Consider the following 22,151-nt stretch of genomic DNA (forward strand, 5'->3'; position numbering starts at 1 on the left):
CTGCAGTAGGATCGCGGCAGATCGGCGTCCCGCTGTCCTCTTGCTCTTTGACACAGCTCGCGCGGGCTTCGCGGCGAGTGGATGAAGTATGCCCTTTTTCCCGCTTGGCCTCGCACGGCAGGCGCGAATCACGCATTGTTCTCGCTCCAGACATGCAAAAGGGGGCTCAAGCATGGGCTGGCGTAAGGGACTCCTGTTTTTGATGTGGGTGCCGCTCGCGGCGCCGGCGTCTGCGGGCAACGCGACGTACGACTGGAGCGGCTTTTATCTCGGCTATCATGTCGGCGGCGCGCTCGACCTCGCGGACGTGGACAGTCCGTTCGGGCCTTCGATCTTCGGCGGCACCGTCCGCACGCCGGGCCCGCTGGCCGGCGGTCAGGCCGGCTACAACTGGCAACGCGGTGCGGGGCTGTTCGGCCTCGAGGCGGATGCGAGCCTTGCCGATCTCGACGGCACCAACACCTGCTTCGCCTATAGCGGGTTCTATCTCAGCGCGAATTGCCGTGCGCAGATCGACGCGCTCGGGACTTTTACGGGGCGCTTCGGCTGGGTCCTCCCGTCGGACGGCAGAACGCTGATCTTCGGCAAGGCCGGTCTCGCCTGGGCGCATGCTGAGATCGATGCCAGGCCCAACGGCGGCGAGGGACTGCCCGGCTCACGCGACAGCGGCGTGGAATGGGGTTGGACTATTGGCGGCGGCGTGGAACGCGCCGTCTCGCCGCGCTGGACGGTGAAGGCCGAGTACGGCTTTCTCTCGTTCGATCAAAGCCTCTCCGCGCCGGCAAGTCATTTTCAGACCGCCCCGCCCGGGCCCGCCACGACGGGCACCCCGGCCGCCGGGGCCGATGTCACTCATGACATCCACCAGTTCAAGCTGGGGATGAATTACAAGCTCGGCGGCGCAGGCGCCCCCGATGCCACAGCGCAACAAGCCGGCTGGAGCGCGCCAGGCACCACCCTCACCGCCGGCGTGCGCTACGTCTACGGGTGGGGCCAGTTCCACAAGGATCTCGGTATTCAGGGACGCGGGCTCACATCGCTCGCGTCGCGGCTCACCTATGACAACGAGCCCATCAACGGCGCGGAGGCGTTCGCGCGGCTCGACACGTCGTTCGGTCTGATGATCAAAGGACTGATCGGCGGCGCGGCGGGTGACGGCACATTGAACGACGAGGACTGGAACATCGCGTTTCCTGCAGCCGACGTGGCCTATTCGAACACGCTGTCCGACGTCGACAACGACATCGGCTACGGGCTTATCGATGTCGGATACGCGGTGTGGCGGGGGCCTGGCTACTCGGTCGCGCCGTTCGTGGGCTACAGCCAGTTCCGGCAGGATATGACGGGTCTCGGCTGCCGGCAGATCGCCAACCGATTTTCCGACTGCGCCACGCCCATCCCCACCATGTTCGCGGCATCACCGAGGACGATAAATGGCAGGCGTTGCGACTCGGCGTTGCGGGTGAAGTCGCGATCGCGCGTCGCGTGACCCTCGCGGCCGACGCGGCATACTTGCCCTATGCAAAGTTCAAAGGGACCGACGATCACCTCTTACGGAATCTCGTGTCGCCGGAAGACGGAGAAGGGATCGGCGTGCAGCTCGAGGCCATGCTGTCCTATGCCGTGACGGACGATTTCAGTCTCGGCGTCGGCGGCCGCTACTGGTCGATGTGGACCACGAGCGGCGACACCAATTTCGGCGGGACGGGCGAGATCATTCCCATGCGTTACGCTGCCGAACAGGCGCACCTTCTCGTGCAAGGCTCCTACAAATTCGGTTTCGGCGTCCGCGATTAGCGACGCGCAGGCCTGTGGGCAAGGTGGCGCGAAGCGGCTAGTCTAGTTTGTGATTCGCCTTTGCGGTTCGCCAGAGCCAACCGGCTCCAGCGTTCAAGTCTGTGGCAGCGTTCAGCGGCGCGAGGCGAGGCCATAGGCAACGGCGTTGATGCGGCGGCATTCAAGCGGCGGCGTGGGAGCGAGGGGGACCATGCGGACCAGCAGAGGCCAGGTGACACCTGATTCAAGGTGGCTCACGGTGCTGTCTCGCGTTCTTGCCTATTCCGTTCCGGCGGCTTGGCTGCTGCCTGTCAACGCGGCGCTGGCGCAAGAGGCCGCGAGCGTCGATGCCCAAGCGCTGCTAACGCTCGGCATCAATCTCGGCATCATCGCGTTCGCCATCGGCACGGCCATCGCCTGTATGCGCGCGACAAAACGCGCACACGCCCAAGAGGCCAAGGCGGCGAGCGAGGCGGAACGCTATGCCTTGAGCGAGAGCACGCTTGAGACTGTGCTCGCCGCCGAGCCGCAGGCGCTCCTGACGCTTACCGAGGGGGGCGAGCCGGAGCTGCTCGTCTCCAACCTGCCGCTGCGCTTCGGCGTGCCCCGCGAACCGGAGCGTCTTCTGACCTTCTCGAGCTGGCTCGACGAAGCGTCATGCATGGAGCTGATTTCCGCCATGCAGGCGCTCGCCGAACACGGCGAAGCATTCAACTTGATGCTGCGCACCCAGCGGGAGCGCTATGTGGAGGTCGATGGGCGCACCGCCGGGCGGTCGCTCGTCGTGAAGGTGCGCAACATCGCCGGCCAGCGGCTCGAACTGGCGGAACTCTCGGTCAAGCATAAGGAGCTCGAGGGGCAAGTCGCGGCGCTACGTACACTGCTCGACGAGGCCAAGCGCAACGAGCATGCCCGCGCCGAGATCAAGGCCAGTATCGAGACGCATTTCCGCAGCTTCGACCGGCTCGCCACCGCGTTCGCCGTGTTCGATTCGACCCAGCGGCTCGCCCATTACAACCAGGCTTACGTGGATCTATGGCAGCTCGATCCGGAGTGGCTCGACACGCATCCGCGCGACGGCGAGATTCTCGATCGCTTGCGCCAGGCGCGGCGGCTGGAAGAACGCGCCGAGTACCGAGTCTGGAAGCAGAGCTGGCTCTCCGCCTATGGCACCGGCAAGCAGATCGAGGACCGCTGGTATCTGCCGGACGGCCGCTCGCTGCACGTCATCGCCGACGCCGATGCCGATGGCGGCGTGACCTATCTCTATGAGAATGTCACAGAGCAGATCGCGCTGGAAAGCCGCTACAATGCACTCATTCAAGTGCAGCGCGAGACGCTGGACACGCTGCGCGAGGGCGTCGCCGTGTTCGCGCCCGACGGTCGGCTCCGCCTTTACAACAGTGCCTTTGCGAGAATTTGGGAGCTGAACCCAAGGCTGCTCGACGCCGAGCCGCATGTGGAAGACGTCATCTCTTGGTGCCGTGCGCTTTACGACGCACCCGAGGAGTGGGAACGCACCAAAGCCGCGGTTACGGCGATCGTTTCAGAGCGCCGGCCCTATGACAGCCAGTTCGACCGGTCCGACGGCGCGGTGCTGGCCTGCGCCGCGCTGCCGCTGCCCGACGGGGGCACGCTGCTCACCTATTCGGACATCACCGACACCACGCGCGCCGAACGCGCGCTGATCGAGAAGAACGAAGCGCTCGAAGCTGCGGACCGCATCAAGAGCGAGTTCGTCTCGCATGTCTCCTACGAGCTGCGGACACCGCTTAACAGCATGCTGGGCTTTGCCCAGATGCTCGCCGAGCCTGCCTTCGGGCCGCTCGGCGCCAAGCAGCGTGAATATGTGGACGACATTCTTTCCTCGGGCACGACGCTGCGCGCCATCGTCGACGATATTCTCGATCTCGCGACGATGGACGCGGGCATTTTCGAATTGAAACTTGAGCCTGTCCACGTACGCGAGGCCATCGAGCAGGCGCGCCTGGGCGTCGAGGATCGGCTGAAGCAGAACGATGTGAGGCTCGAAATCGACATCGCGCCCGGCGTCGACGAGGTCGTGGCCGATGCTAGGCGTCTCACCCAGATCCTCTATAATCTCCTGTCCAACGCCATCGGCTTTTCCGCGCCCGGAGAGGCGATCCGCTTGGCTTGCGAGCGGGAAGGCCCCATGATCGCCTTCACCGTGGCCGATAAAGGCGTCGGCATTCCGGAGGATTTCCAAGAAGCCGTGTTCGACCGTTTCGAAAGCCGCACTCAAGGATCGCGCCACCGCGGCGCCGGGCTCGGGCTCTCCATCGTCAAGAGCCTGGCCGAGCTTCATGGCGGCACGGTCTCTCTCGACAGCACGCCCGGCGAGGGCACGCGGGTCAAGGTGCTGCTGCCGCTCAAGCAGGGCACGCAACAGCCTGATGTCGAGGCGATGCCCTATCGGGCCAACCGCGCCGGATGAGCGGAAGCTGGCGGCTCGACGGCGTCGATCTCGCCCGGCTCGATCGTCTCGCCAGCCGGATCGCGCTTTCTCTTAAAACAGGCGATGTCCTCGCTCTGAGCGGGCCGCTGGGCGCCGGTAAGACGACCCTGGCGCGAGCTTTGGTCGCCCATCTCGACGGCGATACGGAAGTGCCGAGCCCCACCTTCGCGCTCATGCAGCAGTACGAAACACCGCGGCTCACGCTGAGCCACTGTGATTTCTACCGGCTCCAGGACGATGAGTTCGAGGAGCTTGGCCTCGACGATGCGCTCGGCGATGGCGCGCTCCTCATCGAGTGGCCGGAACGCGCCGCCGGCTGGCTGCCTGCGGACCGGCTCGATATCGCGCTCGAGGAAACGGGCGATCCCGGCACGCGCAGTGTCGTGCTGACCGGGCACGGCGGCTGGGCTCCCCGGCTCGAGCGCTTACGGGTGCTGGCGGGATTTCTCGATCACACAGCCTATGCCAAGGCGGACGCGCGCTTTCTCCAAGGCGATGCGTCCACGCGGTCCTACGCCCGGCTGGTGCTGCCGGATAGGCGCGCCATCCTGATGAACGCGCCACGGCAGCCGGACGGCCCGCCGATCCGCGACGGCAAGCCCTATAGCGCGCTCGTCCATCTGGCCGAGGACGTGACGCCCTTCGTGGCGGTGGCGGACGCCTTGCGCGCGCGGGGCTTCGCGGCGCCCGTGATCGAGGCTTTCGACCTTGAGGACGGTTTCGTCGTTCGGAGGATTTGGGCGACCGCGTCTTCGGGGCGGAGTTGGAGCGCGGCGGCGACCAGGCCGGAGCTGTGGAGCGCGGCGGTGGACGTGCTGCTCGCGCTTGCTGCGGCGCCGCCTTCGGAGGCGCTGCCTATCGCCGGACATCCGCCCTATCGGCTGCCCCGCTTCGATGCCGAGGCGATGCTGATCGAGGCCTCGCTGATCGTGGAATGGCTGTGGCCCGCGGTTCACGGCCGGGAAATGCCGAAGGATTTGCGCGCGGAGTTCGAGGCGCTGTGGCGCCCGCATCTCGAAAAGGCGGCTAAGGCCGATCCCGGCTGGGTGCTGCGGGACTATCATTCGCCCAATCTGATGTGGCTGCCCGACCGGGAGGCGTCCGGAATGGTGGGCCTTCTCGACTTCCAGGACGCGCTCTCCGGGCCGCTCGCTTACGACCTCGTGTCCCTGCTTCAGGATGCCCGCCTGGAGGTGCCCGAAGCGCTTGAACGGGCCGAACTCGACCGGTACTGTTCGGCCCGAAACGCGCAGGGCGAATCCTTTTCGAGCGATGATTTCCGCACCCTTTACGCCACGCTCGGCGCCCAACGAAACTCGAAGATCCTCGGCATTTTTGCACGATTGGCGAAACGTGACGGAAAGCGCGGCTATCTCGCTCACATGCCTAGGGTCGCGCGATATCTGGAGCGCGACCTCGCCCACCCGGCGCTCGGCGATCTGCGCGACTTCTATGCGCGTGAGTTCCCGTCCGCCGCGGACCTGCCGCCTCCATCGCTTTAGAAGGACGCATTCATGACCACCGCGCGCACGGCGATGGTGCTGGCCGCCGGCTATGGCGAGCGCATGCGCCCTCTCACGGACACGATGCCAAAGCCGCTCGTACCGCTCGCGGGCCGCGCGCTGCTCGATCATGTGCTGGACCGGCTTGCCGCCGCCGGCGTCGAGACGGCGGTCGTCAACGTGCATTACCTGCCCGAGCAGATCGAAACGCATGTGCAGGCCCGTGCGGACCGCGCACCGAAAACCCTGATCTCCGACGAGCGCGCGCTTTTGCTCGACACGGGCGGCGGGACGACAAAGGCGCTGTCTCACCTCGGCGACGGGCCCTTCTTCGTCCACAACTCGGACTCCGCTTGGAGCGAGGGCGTCACGCCGGCGCTGGCGAACATGCTGCGCGTCTGGGATCCAGCGCGCATGGACTGCCTGCTGCTGCTCGCGCCGCTGTCGACCAGCATCGGCTATCACGCGCGCGGCGATTTCGACATGACGCCGGACGGGCGCCTTTCCCGGCGCGGTGAGCGGCAAGTGGTGCCGTTTGCCTTCGCCGGCGTGTCGCTGTGCACGGCGGCGCTGTTCGAAGGCGCACCTCAAGGCCCGTTCTCGCTCAACGTGCTGTGGGACCGGGCCCTCGACAAGGAGCGCCTCTACGGCGTTCGCCTCGACGGGCGCTGGATGCACGTGGGAACGCCGGAAGCCCTAAAGGAGGCGGAAGCCTCGTTCGAGCGTGAAGGTGCCTGAGCCCCGCGCCCATCCCCGCCTCTACACCATCCCGCCCTCGGCGCCGTTTCTCTCAACCCTGGCCCGGGCGATTCTTGCGGGCGATCTGCCGCTCGCCGGCGGCGCCAAGCCGGACCTACTCACCCTGCCTCAGACCACGATCTACCTGCCGACACGGCGCGCTGCCCGCGCCTTGCGCGAGGCCTTTCTGACGGAGTCCGGGGGAGAGGCGCTCCTGCTGCCGCGCATCCACGCCCTTGGCCACGCCGACGAAGACGCGGCGCTGATCCTGGACGCCGACACATTTGCCGATGCGGACGGCGCGCTCGGCGCCACCGCTATCGGCACCCTGCCCCGGCTCATGGCGTTGATGCGACTGATTCTGGCCCTCGGCGACACGCTGGACGCGGCGGCGACCGAAGCGGAGATTGAGTCGATAGGGTTCAAGAGCACGCCGGGGCAAGCCGCGAGCCTGGCCACCGAACTTGCGGACCTTATGGACGTCGTGGAGTCCGAGGAGGTCGATTTTTCCACGCTCGATACGCTGGTGCCGGACGAGCTTGCAGCGCATTGGCAGGCGACCGTCGACTTTCTCAAGATCATCACCGAGCATTGGCCGCAATACCTGGAACACAACAGCCTGGTCTCGCCGGTGACGCGCCGCAATCTTCTCATGGCGCAGGAGACGGACCGGCTGGCGAAGGGCTCGCCCCATCCCGTGATCGCGGCGGGCTCGACAGGTACGGTCCCGGCGACGGCGCGGCTTCTCGAAACGATTGCCAAGTTGGACAATGGCGCCGTCGTCCTGCCCGGGCTCGATTTCACGCTCGATGACGAAAGTTGGGAGAGCCTTTCCCAGCACCCCGAGCACCCGCAAACCGGCATGGCGGAGCTGTTGCGCAAACTTGGCGCGACGCGCAACGATGTCCGCTATCTGCCGGGCAGCGCGCCGGACGGCGCGGCGCGGCGCGCCTCATCTCGTGAGCGAAGCGCTGCGACCGGCCGAGACCACGGAGCAATGGCAGCGCTACCTGGAGAGCGACGAACTCGCGCCCGACGGCGGGCTAGCTTCGCCAACGCCCTCAACGGCATCTCATTAGTTGAGGCCCCCACGGCCCATGACGAGGCGGAAGCCATCGCGCTCATCCTGCGGTCGTGTAGTCGCCGACCAGGCAAGACAGCGGCACTGGTCACTCCCGACCGGGTGCTGGCGCGGCGCGTGGCTGCGAGGCTCCAGAGCTTTGGGTTGGCGATCGACGACTCAGCCGGCACGCCGATCTCCCGCACGGTCCCCGGCGCCTTTCTGGATCTGGTGCTCGGCGCGGCCGAAACGAATTTCGCCCCGCCGGAGCTCATGGCGCTCCTGAAGCATCCTTTGGCGCTGCTCGGCCGAAGCCCGGGCGAAATCCGGACGGCGGCACGAACGCTGGAGCGAGGAGCATTCCGCGATATCTATGTAGGTCAAGGCCTTAGCGGCATTTCCAGGGCGCTTGAGACGGCACGTGAGGACCGCACCTGGCGGCGCTCTTCGTTGCGGCAAGAGGAACACGACAGCGTCCTTGGCCTTGTGCGCGACCTGGAACATGCGTTCGCGCCGCTGGCCGAACTATTCGCTAGCCGGTCGAAGCACAGCATGGCAACCCTCGCCGAGGCACATGCCGCCACGGCCGAGCGGCTCGCGCGCGACACTGCCGGCGCCTCCGCGAGCTTATGGCAGGGAGATGCGGGCGAAGCGCTGACGGTGCTCATGTCCGGACTCATCGGCGACGGAGCGAACCTGGACATGTCCGCCCGGGACTATCCGGCGTTCTATCGCAGCCTGCTCGGCCGCCAGGTGGTGCGCCCACGCGGACCGGCGCATCCGCGGCTGTTCATTTGGGGACCGCTCGAAGCACGGCTCCAGCAGCCGGATGTGGTCATTCTCGGCAGCCTCAACGAGGGGGTATGGCCGCGCCCACAAGAAGCGGGGCCATGGCTCAGCCGTCCCATGCGCAAGACACTCGGCCTGTCGCCGCCGGAGCGCCGCCTTGGCCTCAGCGCGCATGATTTCGCCCAAGCGCTCGGCGCCCCAACCGTCTATCTGACGCGCGCCTTGAAAGTGGATGGCGTACCGACCGTGCCGTCGCGCTGGCTCCAGCGCTTGGAGGCGCTGGTGGAGGCGTCCGGCCTCGCCGCCAAGATCAAACCGGAGTTGCCTTGGGTCGCCTGGGCGCGGGAACGTGACAGCGTACCGGATTTCACACCCGTCGATGCGCCGCAACCACGCCCGCCGGTCGAGGCGCGTCCACGCGAACTGAGCGTAACGCGTATTGAGCGGTGGATCGCCAATCCGTACGAAATTTTCGCCAGGCATATCCTCAAGCTAGAACCGTTGAAGCCCCTCGGCACCGAGCCCGACGCGGCCATGCGCGGCTCCATCGTGCACGAAGTGCTGCACGAGTCTCGCGTGCGTATCCCGGATGCGCTGCCGGCCGACATCTATGGGGCGCTGATGACGACTGCCGACGATCTCTTCGCCAAGCTCGGCGGGGCGGCGCGGGTCGAGGCATTTTGGCGCCCCCACTTCCAGCGCTTCGCCCGCTGGTTCGCCGCCACGGAACCGACGCGACGCGCGGACATCACCGGCACGCATACGGAGGTGGACGGCGCGCTCGAACTCGACTCGGGCTTCCGCCTCAAGGCGCGCGCCGACCGCATCGACACGACGGAAGACGGCGGCGTCGTGATCTACGACTACAAGACCGGCAAGCCGCCGATCCCGAAACACGTGGAGGATCTCTACGCGCCGCAGCTGCCTTTGGAGGCGGCGATCGCCGCGGCCGGCGGTTTCGCCGATCTCGGGCCGCGGCCCGTGCGATCCATGGTGTATATCCAGGCCTCGGGCCGCCAAGACGGCGGAGACGAGCGGCCGGCGACCAATGCCGCCGCAGATATCCTGGCGGCTAAGGCGCTCGAGGACCTGGAACGGCTCGTCGCTCATTTCGCCGACCCTGAGACCCCCTATGAGGTGAAGCGCCGGTCCGCACCGGCCTTCGTCAATGTCTACCGCTATGACGAGTACGAGCATCTCGCTCGCGTGGCCGAATGGCTGACACAAGAGGCCGAGGAGGACTGGCGATGAGCGCCGATCTCCTTCACGAGGCGGACGCCAATCAGGCGCGCGCCTCGGACCCGAAGGCGTCGGCCTGGGTGTCGGCCAATGCCGGCACCGGCAAGACCGAGGTGCTGGTCAAACGCACCTTGCGGCTCCTGCTCGACGGCGCCCGGCCCGAGAGCATTCTTTGCCTGACCTACACCAAGACGGCGGCGGCGGAGATGCAGAACCGCCTGCTCAAGGAACTGGCCGCCTGGGCGACGATGCCCGCGGCGGAATTGCAGACCAAGCTCGCCAAGCTCATGGGACGGCCGCCCGAGGACCAGGACTTGAGCGGGGCGCGGCGTTTGTTCGCCCGGGCTCTCGAAGCGCGTGGCGGACTGAAGATCCACACCATTCACGGATTCTGCGAGCGCCTGCTGCAGCGCTTCCCGCTCGAGTCGGCCGTCACGCCGCACTTCACCGTGCTCGACGATCGGGATGCGGCGCTTCTCAAGCGAAGCGCCTTCGACACGGTTGTCGCGCGCGCCGCCGAGGACCGGAACAGCATGCTTGGCCGGGCGCTCGACACGATCATCACCGTCGCCGGCGAGGAGTATTTCCGCCAAGTGGTCGATACGGTGCTCGGCAAACGCGCCGAGCTTGATCGAATGGCGGCCTATCACGACGGCCTCACCGAATGGGCGGAGGCCGAGGGCGCCGCGCTGAAGCAGTTGTTCGGCGTGGCCGAAGATACCGAGGACGCCCTCGTCGCCGAGCTCGCGTCGGTGCTGAGCGATTCGGAGATCGACGCCGCGCTCTCCGCGTTCGCAAGCTTCGGCAGCACGACGGACGACGCCAGGACCGAGGAGGGTTTGCGCGGCGCCAAAGGCAGCACGGGTGAGGCGCGGGCAGCCGCGCTGAAGGCCGCCTTCCTGACTGCGGATGGAAACCCGCGCGCACGCGTGGTTAGCGCCGCGTCAAGACGGACGCGCCGCAACTTGCCGAGACACTGGCCGCCGCCCGAGCCGCGTGGCCGAACTCGACACTAAGCTCGCTCTGCTGCGCGCCGCGGACGCAAGCAGCGCGGTGCTGGCGCTGGCAGATGCCGTCCAGGAGGACTATGTGCGCCGCAAGCTGGCCGAGGCCGCGCTCGATTACGACGACCTGATCATCAAGACGCGGCACCTCCTGTCTCGCGCGGGCGCAGCGGCCTGGGTGCTCTACAAGATCGACGGCGGCGTCGACCATATCCTGGTGGACGAGGCACAGGACACGAACCCCGAGCAGTGGTCGATCATCGAGCGTTTGGCCGAGGAGTTCTTCGCAGGATACGGCGCCAGCGAACGGCTCCGCACCCTGTTCGCCGTGGGGGACGAGAAGCAGTCGATCTACAGTTTCCAGGGCGCCAACCCGGCCCGCTTTGGTACCGTGGGCCGCGCCTTCCGGCAGCGCGCCGCGGCGGCGAACGTGCTCTGGCACGGGGTACCGCTCAATCTGTCGTTCCGCTCCACGGTGCCGGTGCTCGACGCGGTGGACCGTGTGTTCGAGCGGCGAGAAGCGGCGCAGGGCCTGACTTTTGCCGAGGACGCCGTCATCCAGCATCACGCCAATCGGCAAGGCGAAGCGGGGCTGGTGGAATTGTGGGAGCCGCTCGGCGAGGACAAGCGCCCGAGCGTTTCCGCCTTCGAGCCGTGGAGCGAGGAGCCGGGCGGCGCGCGTCGGTGGACGCCCTGTGCAAGCGCATTGCGGCGACCATCAAAGCCTGGCGCGAGGACGGAGAGCAACTCGCCTCGGCCGGACGCAGGGTGAAAGCGGGCGACATTCTCATTCTCGTACGGCGGCGCGAGCCGTTCACCGCGCCGATGATACGCGAACTCAAGCGCGCCGGGAGTCCGGTCGCCGGCGCCGACCGCATGCGCCTCATGGACCAGCTCGCCGTGCAGGATCTCGTGGCGCTCGCCGACGATAAGCGCGATCTCAAGCTGAAAAATGCGCTGCTGGAGCAGGTGCGCCTGGTGCGCTTCAAGCCGGGGCATATCGAGGTTAATCCGCTGCCCGTTGCGGCGCCCGATCTCTTGCAGGAGTTGATGCGTAAGCTCAAAGCTTGGACCGGCCGGGTATGGATCGTATCGACCAGCGATCAGGAAGGCGCCGAGCCCTTGGGGGCGACGCGCCGGGCGCAGGCCGAGCGCGAGATGGAGCAGTTGCGCGCGCACCCTGCGGTGCAGGAGGTGCTTCAGCATTTCCCCGATGCCCGGATCGCCGCAGTGCGCTCCACGGCGCATGCGGTGCCCGGCGAGGACGCCGGCAACGAGGCCCCGCCGGAAGAAGATCTCAAGGACGATGGCACGAATTAGGAATACGGAAACGCGATGAAAAATTTCACGCAGATGATGAAGCAGGCGCAGGAGCTCCAAGGCCGCATGGCCGACATGCAGGCCGAAATGGAGCGCATGGCCTGCGAAGGCCGGTCCGGCGGCGGCATGGTGGTGGTGACGCTCAACGGCAAGGGCGCGATGGCAAGCGTCAAGATCGACCCGTCTTTGCTCAAGCCCGAAGAAGGCGAGATCCTGGAGGATCTCATCACGGCCGCCCACGCCGACGCCAAGACCAAAGTCGAAGAGGCCACGAAGGAGAAGATGCAGGCATTGACCGGCGGCCTTCCCCTGCCGCCCGGCCTCAAGCTCTTCTAGCCAAAAGATGGCGCGCGCGGCGGCAGGCCCCGAGATCGAGCGCTTGATTCAGCTCCTGGCGCGGCTGCCGGGGCTCGGCCCCCGCTCGGCCCGGCGCGCGGCGCTGCATCTCGTGAAGAAGAAGGAGCAGCTGCTCGATCCCCTTGCCTCAGCGCTTGCCGAGACCCGAGACACCATCCTCACCTGCGAGACCTGCGGCAATATCGATACGCAAAGCCCTTGCACGCTGTGTCGCGACAACACGCGCGACCGCTCCATGATCTGCGTGGTGGAGGAGGTGGGCGACCTTTGGGCGCTGGAGCGCGCCGCGGTGATCAACGGGCTCTACCACGTGCTGGGCGGCACGCTCTCGCCGCTCGACGGCGTGGGCCCCGACGATCTCACCATCCCGAAGCTGATCGACCGCGCCGCCGATCCGCAAGTCACCGAAGTGCTGCTGGCACTCAACGCCACCGTGGAAGGCCAGTCCACGGCGCATTACCTGATGGATCAGCTCGCCGGCTGCAATGTCGCGGTGTCGCGGCTCGCCCAAGGCGTGCCCATCGGCGGCGAGCTCGACTATCTCGACGAGGGTACGCTGGCGGCCGCCGTCAAAGCCCGCAAGGCCATGTGACGACGAAGTCGTCATCCCGACGAAAGTCGGGATCCAGGGCAACAAGCGGGAGAGATGCGCTAAGGGTTCGCTGGCGCCGCGCCGCCGCCGCGCAGGGCCGCTTCGATCTGCGTTTTGCACGCCGTGGTGAAGTTGCCGCGCGCGAGCGCCTCGAGGAACGATTCTTGCTCCGACGTGGCGCCGAGGAACAGCCCGCCCATGCCGCCGATCAACAGGCAGGTCAGCCCAACCACGATGAAGACCAGCAGACGGTCGATGCTCATGTGGATTTCTCCTTGAGAGGTTCGAGCGCCGCGACCGCTTCGGGGGCGAGCCGCTTGTCGTTCCACGGCGCCACCTTCAGCAACAGCAGCATGCCGGGGATCGCGACGATGGTGCAGATCACGAAGAACTGCGTCCACCCCACGGCCTCGACGATGAAGCCGGTCGAGGCGTTGGCCACCGTGCGGGGCACCGCGATGAAACTCGAGAACAGGGCGAACTGCGTGGCCGTGAAGGCGCGGCTGGTTTCGCGCGCCATGAAGGCGGTCAGCGCGATTGTGCCAAGTCCGACGCCGAGATATTCGCCGCTGACCACGACGAACAGCCCCGGCAGAGAGTGTCCGGCTTGGCTCAGCCAGATATAGGGCAGGATGGTGAGGACCTGCACGAAGCCGAACAGCCACAGCGCACGGTTGATGCTCACCTTCAGCATGATGATGCCGCCGAGCACGCCGCCGGCAATGCTGGCCCATAGGCCCGCCACCTTCGCCACGGAGCCGATCTCGCTCAAGGAGTAGCCCATGTCGATGTAGAACGGCGTCGCGAGCGCCGTGGCCATGTTGTCCCCCAGCTTGTAGAGGAACAGGAAGGCAAGGATGGCCCAACCCGGCCTTGATCCCGCCGTCGCGGCTGAAGAACTCGACGAAGGGATCGACGACCGCCTCCCGCAGAGTGTGCGGCGCCAGGGCGTCGTCGCCTTCTCTGAAGGTCGTGACGATGCCGACCAGCATGAAGCGCCGGTGACCCAGAACACCACCGTCCAGGGCTGGTGGTCGGCCAGGATCAGGGCCAGAGAGCCCGGCACCAGTCCGGACAGACGGTAGGCGTTCACGAAGATGGACGTGCCGGTGCCGAGTTCGTCGTCGGCCAAGAGCTCCCGCCGGTAGGCGTCGATGACGATGTCTTGGCTGGCGCCGAACAGGGCGACCACGAACACCACCGCGACGATGACCTGGAGCGAGGTCGACGGATCGAACTGGCCCAGCACGCCGATCGCGAGCAGCAGCACCAGCTGCGTCAGGAGCGCCCAGCCGCGCCGGCGCCCAAGGAAAGGCAGCTTGTAGCGGTCCATCAGGGGGGACCACACGAATTTCCAGGTATAGGGCAGTCCGATCAGGGCGAAGAGGCCGATCGTGGCCAAGTTCACGTCGTTGCTGCGCAGCCAGGCCGGCACCAGCGAAATCAGGACATAGAGCGGCATGCCCGAGGTGAAGCCCAGGAAGATGCAGGCGAGCATCTTCCGGTTGAACAGGATCGCCGTCCAGCTGCGCTGCACGTCGGCCAAGCCCGATTGTTCGGTCGTTCCCCCGGTCTCCGTCATGGATGGTTCTTATCAGCCGCCGGAGGTTTCGTCATGCCGTCTCGCCGAATTCCGTCTCACCGTTGATCCAGTCACCGCCGTTGTACGTTACGTCGGAATACCGCGAGTACTGGATGCCGCTTTCGTGGCAGGACAAAGGAGAAGAACCATGGTGCGCGTCGTCGGCATCGACCATCTGGTCATCAGGGTCAGCGACTTCGACAAATCGAAGGCGTTCTACGGCAAGCTGTTCGCGTTTCTCGGCTTCGAGGTGCTGGGCGATTACGGCGACATGATCGGCTGGACCAACGGCAAGACGCGCTTCTGGATCGGCCAGGCGGATGAGGAGGGGCTTAAGCACCCGTACCGCCTCGGCGATATCGGCTTTCACCACTACGCCTTCGAGCTCAGGAGCCGCAAAGACGTCGACGATCTGGAAGCTTCTTGAAGGAGCAGGGCGCGACCATCTTCGACCCGGCCGGCGAATATTACGACGACTATTACGCGGTCTTCTTCCTCGACCCTGACGGGCTGAAGCTCGAAGGCATGAAATGGGGCGAGCGCCAGGCCAAAGCCAAGGCCACCCGCAAGAAGGCCAAGTAATCGGCCAAAGCCGCGCGCCTTAAGGGCCTTTTCCTCGAGGCCTCTTTAAATTTTAGTTGCGAATAAGTTGCAATTGCAGCTATGCTGCATGAGAAACTGGGCCATGAGGAGGACTCCTTGACGCTGGATTGGGTTCGGCGGCTCACGCGACTGAGCGCCGCGATTGCGATTTTGAGCTTGGGCACGCTGGCTGCATGCGGCGAGCCGGCAAGCGAGTCCGCGGATACCGGCAAGTTCCGCGTGGTCACCACCTTCACGGTCATCCAGGACATCGCCCAGAACGTCGCCGGCGATGCGGCGGTGGTGGAGTCCATCACCAAGCCCGGCGCCGAGATTCACGACTATCAGCCGACGCCGCTCGACATCGTCAAGGCGCAGGACGCCGACCTCGTCCTGTGGAACGGCTTCAATCTCGAGCGCTGGTTCGAGAAGTTCTTTCACAACGTGAAGGATGTACCGAGCGTGGTGGTGAGCGACGGCGTCGAGCCCATGGGCATCACCGAGGGGCCCTATAACGGCAAGCCCAATCCGCACGCCTGGATGTCGCCGTCGAGCGCGCTGATCTATGTGGAGAACATTCGAAAGGCGCTCGCCGAGCACGACCCGAAGAACGCGGAAACCTACAACAAGACGCCGCCGCCTACGCCGAAAGGATCAAGGCGATGGATGCGCCCTTGCGCAAGCGGCTGTCGGCCATCCCTAAGGACAAGCGCTGGCTCGTCACGTCGGAAGGCGCCTTCTCCTATCTCGCGCGCGATTACGAGATGCGCGAGGCCTATCTCTGGCCCATCAATGCCGATCAGCAGGGCACGCCGCAACAGGTGCGCCATGTGATCGAGCTGGTGCGCGACAACGGCATCCCCGTGGTGTTCTCGGAGAGCACGATCTCGGATCGGCCCGCTAAGCAAGTCGCCAAGGAATCCGGCGCGCGCTACGGCGGCGTGCTCTATGTGGATTCGCTTTCGACCGAGGATGGACCCGTGCCGACCTATCTCGATCTCCTGCGCGTGACCGTGGAGACCATCGCCAAAGGCTTTGAAGATGAGCCCGCTTGATCTCCTGACCCGCAACGAGGTGTCCACGCGGCCCGCGAGCGTCGAGGTCCGCGATCTGAGCGTCACCTATCCCAACGGCTTCACCGCGGTGCATGACGCGTCCTTCGCGCTCGGCCCTGGCACGATCTGCGCCCTTGTCGGCGTCAACGGCAGCGGCAAGTCCACCATCTTCAAGGCCATCATGGGCTTCGTGAAGCCGTCCGCCGGCGAGGTCAGGCTTTGCGGTCTGCCCGTGGACGAGGCCATCTCGCAGAACATCGTCGCCTATGTGCCCCAGAGCGAGGACGTCGATTGGAATTTCCCCGTCCTGGTCGAGGACGTCGTGATGATGGGCCGCTACGGCCATATGAATTTCCTGCGCATTCCCACACGCGAGGACCGCCGCAAGGTGGACCAAGCCCTGGAGCGCGTCGGCATGAGCGCTTACCGCGAGCGCCAGATCGGCGAGCTCTCCGGCGGCCAGAAGAAGCGCGTGTTCCTCGCCCGCGCTCTGGCTCAAGAAGGCCGCATCATTCTGCTCGATGAGCCGTTCACCGGCATCGACGTCACCACCGAGACAGCGATCATCGAGCTGTTGCGCGAGCTGCGCGCCTCCGGTCACCTGATGCTGGTCTCGACCCACAATCTCGGCAGCGTGCCGGACTTCTGCGATCAGGTCGTGCTGCTCAACCGCACGGTGCTGGCCGCGGGTCCCACGGCGGAGACCTTCACCCAGGAAAATCTGGAGCGCACCTTCGGCGGCGTGCTGCGCAATTTCGAGCTCGGCGGCATGCGCTGCACGACGACGACGATACGCGGAAACTCACCGTGCTCACCGACGACGAGCGGCCGCTGGTCATCTATGGCGGCAAGGCCAAGCGGCGCAAAGAAGATCAGGACCGCCCGGAATGAGCGCCCTCTTCGCCGAGCTCCTGATCCCGTTCAGCTACGACTATATGTGGAAGGCCATGTGGGTCAGCGCGCTCGTGGGTGCGGTCTGTGCCTTCCTGTCCGCCTATCTCATGTTGAAGGGCTGGTCGCTGATGGGCGACGCGCTCGGCCACTCCATCGTGCCGGGCGTGCGGGCGCCTATATCATCGGCGCGCCGTTCGCCGCGGGCGCCTTCTTCGCCGGCATTCTTGCCGCGTTGAGCATGGTCTTCGTCAAGCAGCATTCCCGCCTGCGCGAGGACGCCATTATCGGCCTCGTCTTCACCACGCTGTTTGCGCTCGGTCTTCTGATGGCCTCGTTGCACCCGACCTCCGTATCGATCCAGACCATCGTGCTCGGCAACATCCTCGCCATCGCCGACGAGGACGCCATGCAAGTCGTGATCATCGCCGCCGTGTCTTTCGTCATCCTGGCCTTCATCTGGAAGGACCTGATGGTCACCTTCTTCGACGAGACCCATGCCAGGAGCATCGGCATCAACACCTGGGCCTTGAAGATCGTTTTCTTCACGCTGCTCAGCGCCTGCACCGTGGCGGCCCTCCAGACCGTGGGCGCCTGCCTCGTCATCGCCATGGTGGTGACCCCGGGCGCCACGGCCTATCTGCTCACCGACCGCTTTAGCCGGCTCATTCTGATCGCCATCGCGATTGGCGCGGGGACCAGCTTCGTCGGCGCCTATCTCTCTTATTTCGTCAACGGCGCCACGGGCGGGGTCATTGTCACCCTGCAGACGCTGCTGTTTCTTGCCGCCTTCTATTTCGCGCCGAGGCACGGCGTGCTGGCCGCGCGCCGCAAGCGTCACGTGGTGCCGGAGGCGCCGCATGATGGACCCGGTCGCCTTCTTCGCCGAGCCCTTCGCCTATGATTTCATGCAGCGCGCGCTTCTCATGTCGCTGCTCGTCGCCGCCGTCTGCGCCGTGCTCTCCTGCTATCTCGTGCTCAAGGGCTGGTCGCTCATGGGCGACGCCATCTCGCACGCCGTGCTGCCCGGCATCGTCATCGCCTTCGTGCTGGGCATTCCGCTGGTGATCGGCGCCTTCGTCGCAGGGCTCGCTTGCGCGCTCGCGACCGGCTACCTCAAGGACAATAGCCGCGTGAAAGAGGACACGGTGATGGGCATCGTGTTCTCCGGCATGTTCGGTTTCGGGCTGGTGCTGTTCACCAAGGTCGAGACCGATCAGCACCTGAACCACATCCTGTTCGGCAATGTGCTGGGCGTGACAGCGGCCGACCTCATCGAGACCGCGATCATCGCCGGCGGAACGCTTCTCATCGTGCTCCTCAAGCGCCGCGATCTCCTGCTCTATTGCTTCGATCCCAATCATGCGCGCGCCATCGGCTTGCCCGTGCGCGTGCTGCATTACGGCCTGCTGATCTTGCTGTCCCTGACCATCGTCAGCTCGATCAAGGCCGTCGGCATCATTTTGGTCATCGCCATGCTGATCGCGCCGGGCGCACGGCCTATTTGCTGACCGACCGCTTCGGCAGGATGCTGGTGATCGCGGTGGCCGTGGCCTGCGGCTCCGCCGCGCTCGGCACGGCTCATCAGCTTCCACATCGACGGCGCGACCGGCGCCTGCATCGTGCTGGTCCAGGCGTCCGTCTTCCTCGCCGCGTTCCTGTTCGCGCCGAAGCGCGGGCTCTGGGCGCTGAAGAAATCGGAGGCCTCCAAGCCCGTAAGCGGCGGCGCGCCGGCGCCGCTCGATCTGTTCGGCAATCCGCGGAGCGTCAGCTTTGCGTCTGGGGGCCCGAGCGCCGCAAGATCTCGAAGATCAAGGCCGTCGACCAGCCGATCAGCATGACGCCGTTCAGCGCCGTCATCGGCCCGAGCAGGTGCCATTCCGGCACCGGCACCGTGTCGCCATAGCCGAGCGTCGTGTAGTTGCCGAAGGCGAAATAGACGAGGTCTGTCCCCGGCGGCGTGGCGCCCACCCAGTCATAGGTGTAGGCCCACAGCACCACTTCGCTGAAATGCCCGGCCACGAGCAGCGTGCCGGTGGCGACGATCACCAGCGTATAACGCAGGAAGCTCGGCACCGAGCCGCCTTCCATCCTCAAGCGCCGCACCGTGGCGACGATGGCGCCCACCAGCACCGCGTGGATGATGAGATTGGCGAGGCTCGCGCCGCCGCCCACGACGACCTGATCGAACATCGAGCCGTCCATGGTCTCGAGCATTATTCGCCTGCCAATAGATCAGGTTGCCGGATGATGCGCGGGCCCTCGCTGCGCGGCCTCTCGACCCTCGCAGGCTGGGCTTGGGGTGCGGGCGGTGCAGGCGCCGCCGCTGGCGGCCGCGCGGCGCCGTTCTTCTTCGCGAGCTCGGCCTTGGCCTCCTCCTCGAAGTCGAGACTTTCGATCTTCTGCCCGCGCTTGGTGATCTTCTCCGAGGAGGTGAGGATCTTGTCGATATCCGCGTTCGCCTGGCCGAAATGCCGTTGCAGATCGAGCACCCGGTCGCGGAAGCGGCCCATATCCTCCATCAGCGTCGCCACCTCGCGCTGGATGAGATGCGCCTGCTCGCGCATCTGCACGTCCTTGAGGATGGCCTGCATGGTCTGCACCGCGAGCATCAGCATGTTCGGCGCGCAGATGACGATGCGCGCTCGGTGCGCCTTCTGCACGATGTCCGAGAAATGCTCGGCGAGGTCGGCATAGATCGCCTCTGACGGCACGAACAAGATGGCGGTGTCCTGCGTCTCGCCGGCGATGAGGTAGCGCTCGGCCATCGCTTCGATGTGACGGCCGACGTCGATCCGCACCTGCCGCGCCGCCAGCTTCTTCTCCTCGTCGCGCCTGGCGACACGGAACGCCTCGAAACCTTCCAGCGGGAATTTGGCGTCGATCACCACGCCCGCCGGCGTGTTCGGCATATGCAGGAGGCAGTCCGGCCGCTTGCCGTTGGAGAGCGTCGCCTGGAACGTGTAGGCGCCCACCGGCAGGCCGTCCTGGACGATGGCCTCCATGCGCATTTGGCCGAAGGCGCCGCGGGCCTGCTTGTTCGCCAGGATTTCCTGAAGGCTCACCATATTGCTGGAGAGATCCGTCAGGTTCTTCTGCGCCGTGTCGATCACCGCCAGCCGCTCATTGAGCTTGGAGATGGATTCGTGCGTCCTGCGCGCCGTCTCGTTGAGATCGGTGCCCACCTTGTGGGTCATGCGGTCGAGCCGCTCGTTCACCGCCCGGGCAAGCTCTCCGTGGCGGGTGACGCTGATCTCGGCAAGCGTCTGGAGGCGCACTTTCAGCTCGCCGAGATGCGCATCGCTGGCGGAGGCCTCCTGCTTGCGCCGGCTCATATGCACGATGAGCACGATCGCGAGCACGATGAGCGCAACAACGGCAAGGCCCGCGAGCGCGAGACCAATAAGTACGGGATCGAGCGTGACGCTCCCCACCTGCAGGGGCTCTAGAGCCATGGGACAGCTATAGGCTGATTCGCACGCTCAGACCAAAACAGGAACACGCTGGGAGCCTGGTGGGAGAAACGGGCGCATTGACCGGAACGCGCCCGGTCCTTATGTCAGCCTGAACCCAATGTCAGCCTGAAGCATGGCCTCGATCTATCCCATCATCACGATCCCGGACCCGGTGTTGCGCACGGAAGCCGCGCCTGTCGAGCGCGTCGACGACGCGTTGCGCAAGCTCATGGACGACATGCTCGCCACCATGTACGACGCCCCGGGCGTGGGGCTCGCCGCCCCGCAGATCGGCATCTCGCGGCGGGTCATTGTCATGGACGCCGCCCGCGACGAGGATCCGCCGGACCCGATCGTCATGGCCAACCCCGAAATCCTCTCCCTCTCCGACGAGATGCGCACACACGAGGAAGGCTGCCTGTCCATCCCCGAGGTGACGGCGGAGGTGGAGCGCCCGGCGAAAGCGCGCGTCGCCTTCCTCGACCGCGAGGGCAAGCCGCAGGAGCTCGAGCTCGAGGACATCTGGGCCACGATCGTCCAGCACGAGATCGATCATTTGAACGGCGTGCTGTTCATCGACTATCTCTCGCGGCTGAAGCGCGACATGATCGTCAAGAAGTTCACCAAGCAGAAGCGCGCCGAGGCGATGCCCCTTAGGGACTCGTCATGCCCGGACTTGATCCGGGCATCCACGCCGTTACGGCTCAGCGTATAGAAGCGCCAGTGGAATAGATTGCCGGGTCAAGCCCGGCAATGACATAAGGGACCCATGCGCATCGTCTTCATGGGCACGCCGGACTTCGCCGTGCCGGCCTTGCAGGCCCTCCGCAAAGCGGGCCACGACATCGCCGCGGTCTACACGCAGCCGCCGCGCCCGGCCGGCCGCGGCATGGATTTGCGAAAGTCACCGGTGCACGAGGCCGCTGAATCGGCAGGCCTCGAGGTGCGTGTGCCCGAGAGCCTCAAGAGCGAGGCGGAGCAGAAGCGCTTTGCCGAGCTCGAAGCCGACGCCGCCGTGGTCGTCGCCTATGGCCTCATCCTGCCCAAGCCCGTCCTCGCCGCGACCAAGCAAGGCATCTTCAATATCCATGCCTCGCTTCTGCCGCGCTGGCGCGGCGCCGCCCCCATCAACCGCGCCATCATGGCGGGCGATGCGGAGACGGGCGTCGCCATCATGCGCGTCACCGAAGGACTCGATGCGGGTCCCGTCTGTCTGGTCGAGCGGATGCAGATCGGCCCCGACATGACCGCCGGCGAATTGCACGATGCGCTTGCCGCGCGCGGCGCCGGCGCGATGGTCAAGGCGCTGGCCGCGCTGCAAGACGGCACGCTCGACTGCCAGGCGCAGAACGACACGGACGTCACCTATGCCGCCAAGATCAATAACAAGGAGACGCGCATCGCCTGGACGCTGCCCGCGCAAGACGTGCATGACCATATCCGCGGGCTCGCGCCTCATCCCGGCGCCTGGTTCGAGCTGAAGCAGGGCGATAGGGCCGAGCGCGTCAAGGTGCTGGGCTCCGTGCTTGCGGACGGCAGCGGCGTGGCCGGCACGCTTCTCGACGAGCGCCTCACGGTCGCTTGCGGGGAGGGCGCCGTGCGCCTCACCAAGGTTCAGCGCGCCGGCAAGAAGCCGGTGACCGGCGAGGCCTTCCTGCGCGGCACCTCATTGCGCAAAGGCACGGTGATTGGCTGAATTCTCTTCACGCGTCATGGCCGGGCTTGTCCCGGCC

18 protein-coding genes and 5 pseudogenes are annotated in these 22,151 nt (G+C 65.9%); 19 read left to right on the forward strand and 4 right to left on the reverse strand.

Annotated features, from left to right (window positions below; genetic code table 11):
- The first annotated feature begins 172 nt into the window (after positions 1–172).
- From AUC71_RS04050 to recR, 11 genes and pseudogenes are all read left to right on the forward strand, one after another.
- On the forward strand, positions 173–1,489 hold the full coding sequence (locus AUC71_RS04050) for an outer membrane beta-barrel protein (RefSeq protein ID WP_069623232.1): 1,317 nt from the start codon (positions 173–175) through the stop codon (positions 1,487–1,489).
- On the forward strand, positions 1,486–1,797 hold the full coding sequence (locus AUC71_RS04055; protein WP_069623233.1) for a hypothetical protein: 312 nt from the start codon (positions 1,486–1,488) through the stop codon (positions 1,795–1,797). Before AUC71_RS04050 ends, AUC71_RS04055 begins: the two co-directional genes overlap by 4 nt.
- 190 nt (positions 1,798–1,987) lie before the next feature.
- On the forward strand, positions 1,988–4,231 hold the full coding sequence (locus tag AUC71_RS04060; protein ID WP_158007692.1) for a sensor histidine kinase: 2,244 nt from the start codon (positions 1,988–1,990) through the stop codon (positions 4,229–4,231).
- On the forward strand, positions 4,228–5,754 hold the full coding sequence (tsaE, locus tag AUC71_RS04065) for a tRNA (adenosine(37)-N6)-threonylcarbamoyltransferase complex ATPase subunit type 1 TsaE (RefSeq protein WP_069623235.1): 1,527 nt from the start codon (positions 4,228–4,230) through the stop codon (positions 5,752–5,754). Before AUC71_RS04060 ends, tsaE begins: the two co-directional genes overlap by 4 nt.
- A gap of 12 nt (positions 5,755–5,766) precedes the next feature.
- Positions 5,767–6,492 (forward strand): nucleotidyltransferase family protein, encoded by a 726-nt coding sequence (locus AUC71_RS04070; protein ID WP_069623236.1) that lies wholly within the window; start codon positions 5,767–5,769, stop codon positions 6,490–6,492.
- Positions 6,485–9,592: a double-strand break repair protein AddB gene (gene addB / locus AUC71_RS04075; protein ID WP_244500792.1), complete on the forward strand. Its 3,108-nt coding sequence runs from the start codon at positions 6,485–6,487 to the stop codon at positions 9,590–9,592. The genes AUC71_RS04070 and addB overlap by 8 nt, the downstream gene beginning before the upstream one ends.
- A gap of 32 nt (positions 9,593–9,624) precedes the next feature.
- A pseudogene (locus AUC71_RS22545) lies at positions 9,625–10,054 on the forward strand (UvrD-helicase domain-containing protein); the annotation flags it as partial.
- A 522-nt stretch (positions 10,055–10,576) separates the two neighbouring features.
- Positions 10,577–11,356, forward strand: coding sequence for a UvrD-helicase domain-containing protein (locus AUC71_RS04085; protein ID WP_069623238.1), 780 nt, complete (start codon positions 10,577–10,579; stop codon positions 11,354–11,356).
- Positions 11,353–11,904, forward strand: a complete 552-nt coding sequence (locus AUC71_RS04090; RefSeq protein WP_069623239.1) for a hypothetical protein — start codon at positions 11,353–11,355, stop codon at positions 11,902–11,904. Before AUC71_RS04085 ends, AUC71_RS04090 begins: the two co-directional genes overlap by 4 nt.
- A gap of 15 nt (positions 11,905–11,919) precedes the next feature.
- A complete protein-coding gene (locus AUC71_RS04095) occupies positions 11,920–12,240 on the forward strand; it encodes a YbaB/EbfC family nucleoid-associated protein (protein WP_069623240.1) in 321 nt (106 codons plus the stop codon).
- Between the two features lie 7 nt (positions 12,241–12,247).
- Positions 12,248–12,853 (forward strand): recombination mediator RecR, encoded by a 606-nt coding sequence (recR, locus tag AUC71_RS04100; protein ID WP_069623241.1) that lies wholly within the window; start codon positions 12,248–12,250, stop codon positions 12,851–12,853.
- Positions 12,854–12,912: 59 nt separating this feature from the next.
- On the opposite strand, the gene AUC71_RS04105 is transcribed toward recR, so the two are convergent.
- Positions 12,913–13,116 carry a hypothetical protein gene (locus tag AUC71_RS04105; RefSeq protein WP_069623242.1) on the reverse strand — a complete coding sequence of 68 codons (204 nt, stop codon included), beginning with the start codon at positions 13,114–13,116 and terminating at the stop codon, positions 12,913–12,915.
- Positions 13,113–14,435, reverse strand: a complete 1,323-nt coding sequence (locus AUC71_RS04110) for an AmpG family muropeptide MFS transporter (RefSeq protein ID WP_083238067.1) — start codon at positions 14,433–14,435, stop codon at positions 13,113–13,115. The genes AUC71_RS04105 and AUC71_RS04110 overlap by 4 nt, the downstream gene beginning before the upstream one ends.
- A 148-nt stretch (positions 14,436–14,583) precedes the next feature.
- Here AUC71_RS04110 and AUC71_RS20795 point away from each other — a divergent pair, with 148 nt between their 5' ends.
- The 6 genes and pseudogenes from AUC71_RS20795 to AUC71_RS04140 all read left to right on the forward strand — a co-directional run.
- Positions 14,584–14,862, forward strand: a complete 279-nt coding sequence (locus AUC71_RS20795) for a VOC family protein (RefSeq protein ID WP_244500793.1) — start codon at positions 14,584–14,586, stop codon at positions 14,860–14,862.
- On the forward strand, positions 14,859–15,017 hold the full coding sequence (locus tag AUC71_RS20800; protein ID WP_244500794.1) for a VOC family protein: 159 nt from the start codon (positions 14,859–14,861) through the stop codon (positions 15,015–15,017). Before AUC71_RS20795 ends, AUC71_RS20800 begins: the two co-directional genes overlap by 4 nt.
- Before the next feature lie 81 nt (positions 15,018–15,098).
- Positions 15,099–16,072, forward strand: a pseudogene (locus AUC71_RS04120) (metal ABC transporter substrate-binding protein).
- Positions 16,059–16,963, forward strand: a pseudogene (locus tag AUC71_RS04125) (manganese/iron ABC transporter ATP-binding protein). The pseudogenes AUC71_RS04120 and AUC71_RS04125 overlap by 14 nt, the downstream one beginning before the upstream one ends.
- A pseudogene (locus AUC71_RS04135) lies at positions 16,960–17,867 on the forward strand (metal ABC transporter permease). Before AUC71_RS04125 ends, AUC71_RS04135 begins: the two co-directional pseudogenes overlap by 4 nt.
- Positions 17,827–18,645, forward strand: a pseudogene (locus AUC71_RS04140) (metal ABC transporter permease); the annotation flags it as partial. The pseudogenes AUC71_RS04135 and AUC71_RS04140, both read left to right, overlap by 41 nt.
- Before the next feature lie 85 nt (positions 18,646–18,730).
- Here AUC71_RS04140 and AUC71_RS04145 read toward each other — a convergent pair.
- Together AUC71_RS04145 and AUC71_RS04150 are read right to left on the reverse strand one after the other, a co-directional pair.
- Positions 18,731–19,180 (reverse strand): potassium channel family protein, encoded by a 450-nt coding sequence (locus tag AUC71_RS04145; protein WP_244500795.1) that lies wholly within the window; start codon positions 19,178–19,180, stop codon positions 18,731–18,733.
- Positions 19,180–20,418, reverse strand: coding sequence for a DNA recombination protein RmuC (locus tag AUC71_RS04150; RefSeq protein ID WP_069623245.1), 1,239 nt, complete (start codon positions 20,416–20,418; stop codon positions 19,180–19,182). Before AUC71_RS04150 ends, AUC71_RS04145 begins: the two co-directional genes overlap by 1 nt.
- A 133-nt stretch (positions 20,419–20,551) precedes the next feature.
- Here AUC71_RS04150 and def point away from each other — a divergent pair, with 133 nt between their 5' ends.
- Positions 20,552–21,133, forward strand: a complete 582-nt coding sequence (def, locus tag AUC71_RS04155; RefSeq protein ID WP_069623246.1) for a peptide deformylase — start codon at positions 20,552–20,554, stop codon at positions 21,131–21,133.
- A 54-nt stretch (positions 21,134–21,187) separates the two neighbouring features.
- The gene (gene fmt, locus AUC71_RS04160) at positions 21,188–22,114 is read left to right on the forward strand and encodes a methionyl-tRNA formyltransferase (RefSeq protein WP_069623247.1); all 927 of its coding nucleotides are present in this window, start codon (positions 21,188–21,190) and stop codon (positions 22,112–22,114) included.
- Positions 22,115–22,151: the final 37 nt, after the last annotated feature.

Source organism: Methyloceanibacter marginalis, assembly GCF_001723295.1.
Classification (GTDB): Bacteria; Pseudomonadota; Alphaproteobacteria; order Rhizobiales; family Methyloligellaceae; genus Methyloceanibacter; species Methyloceanibacter marginalis.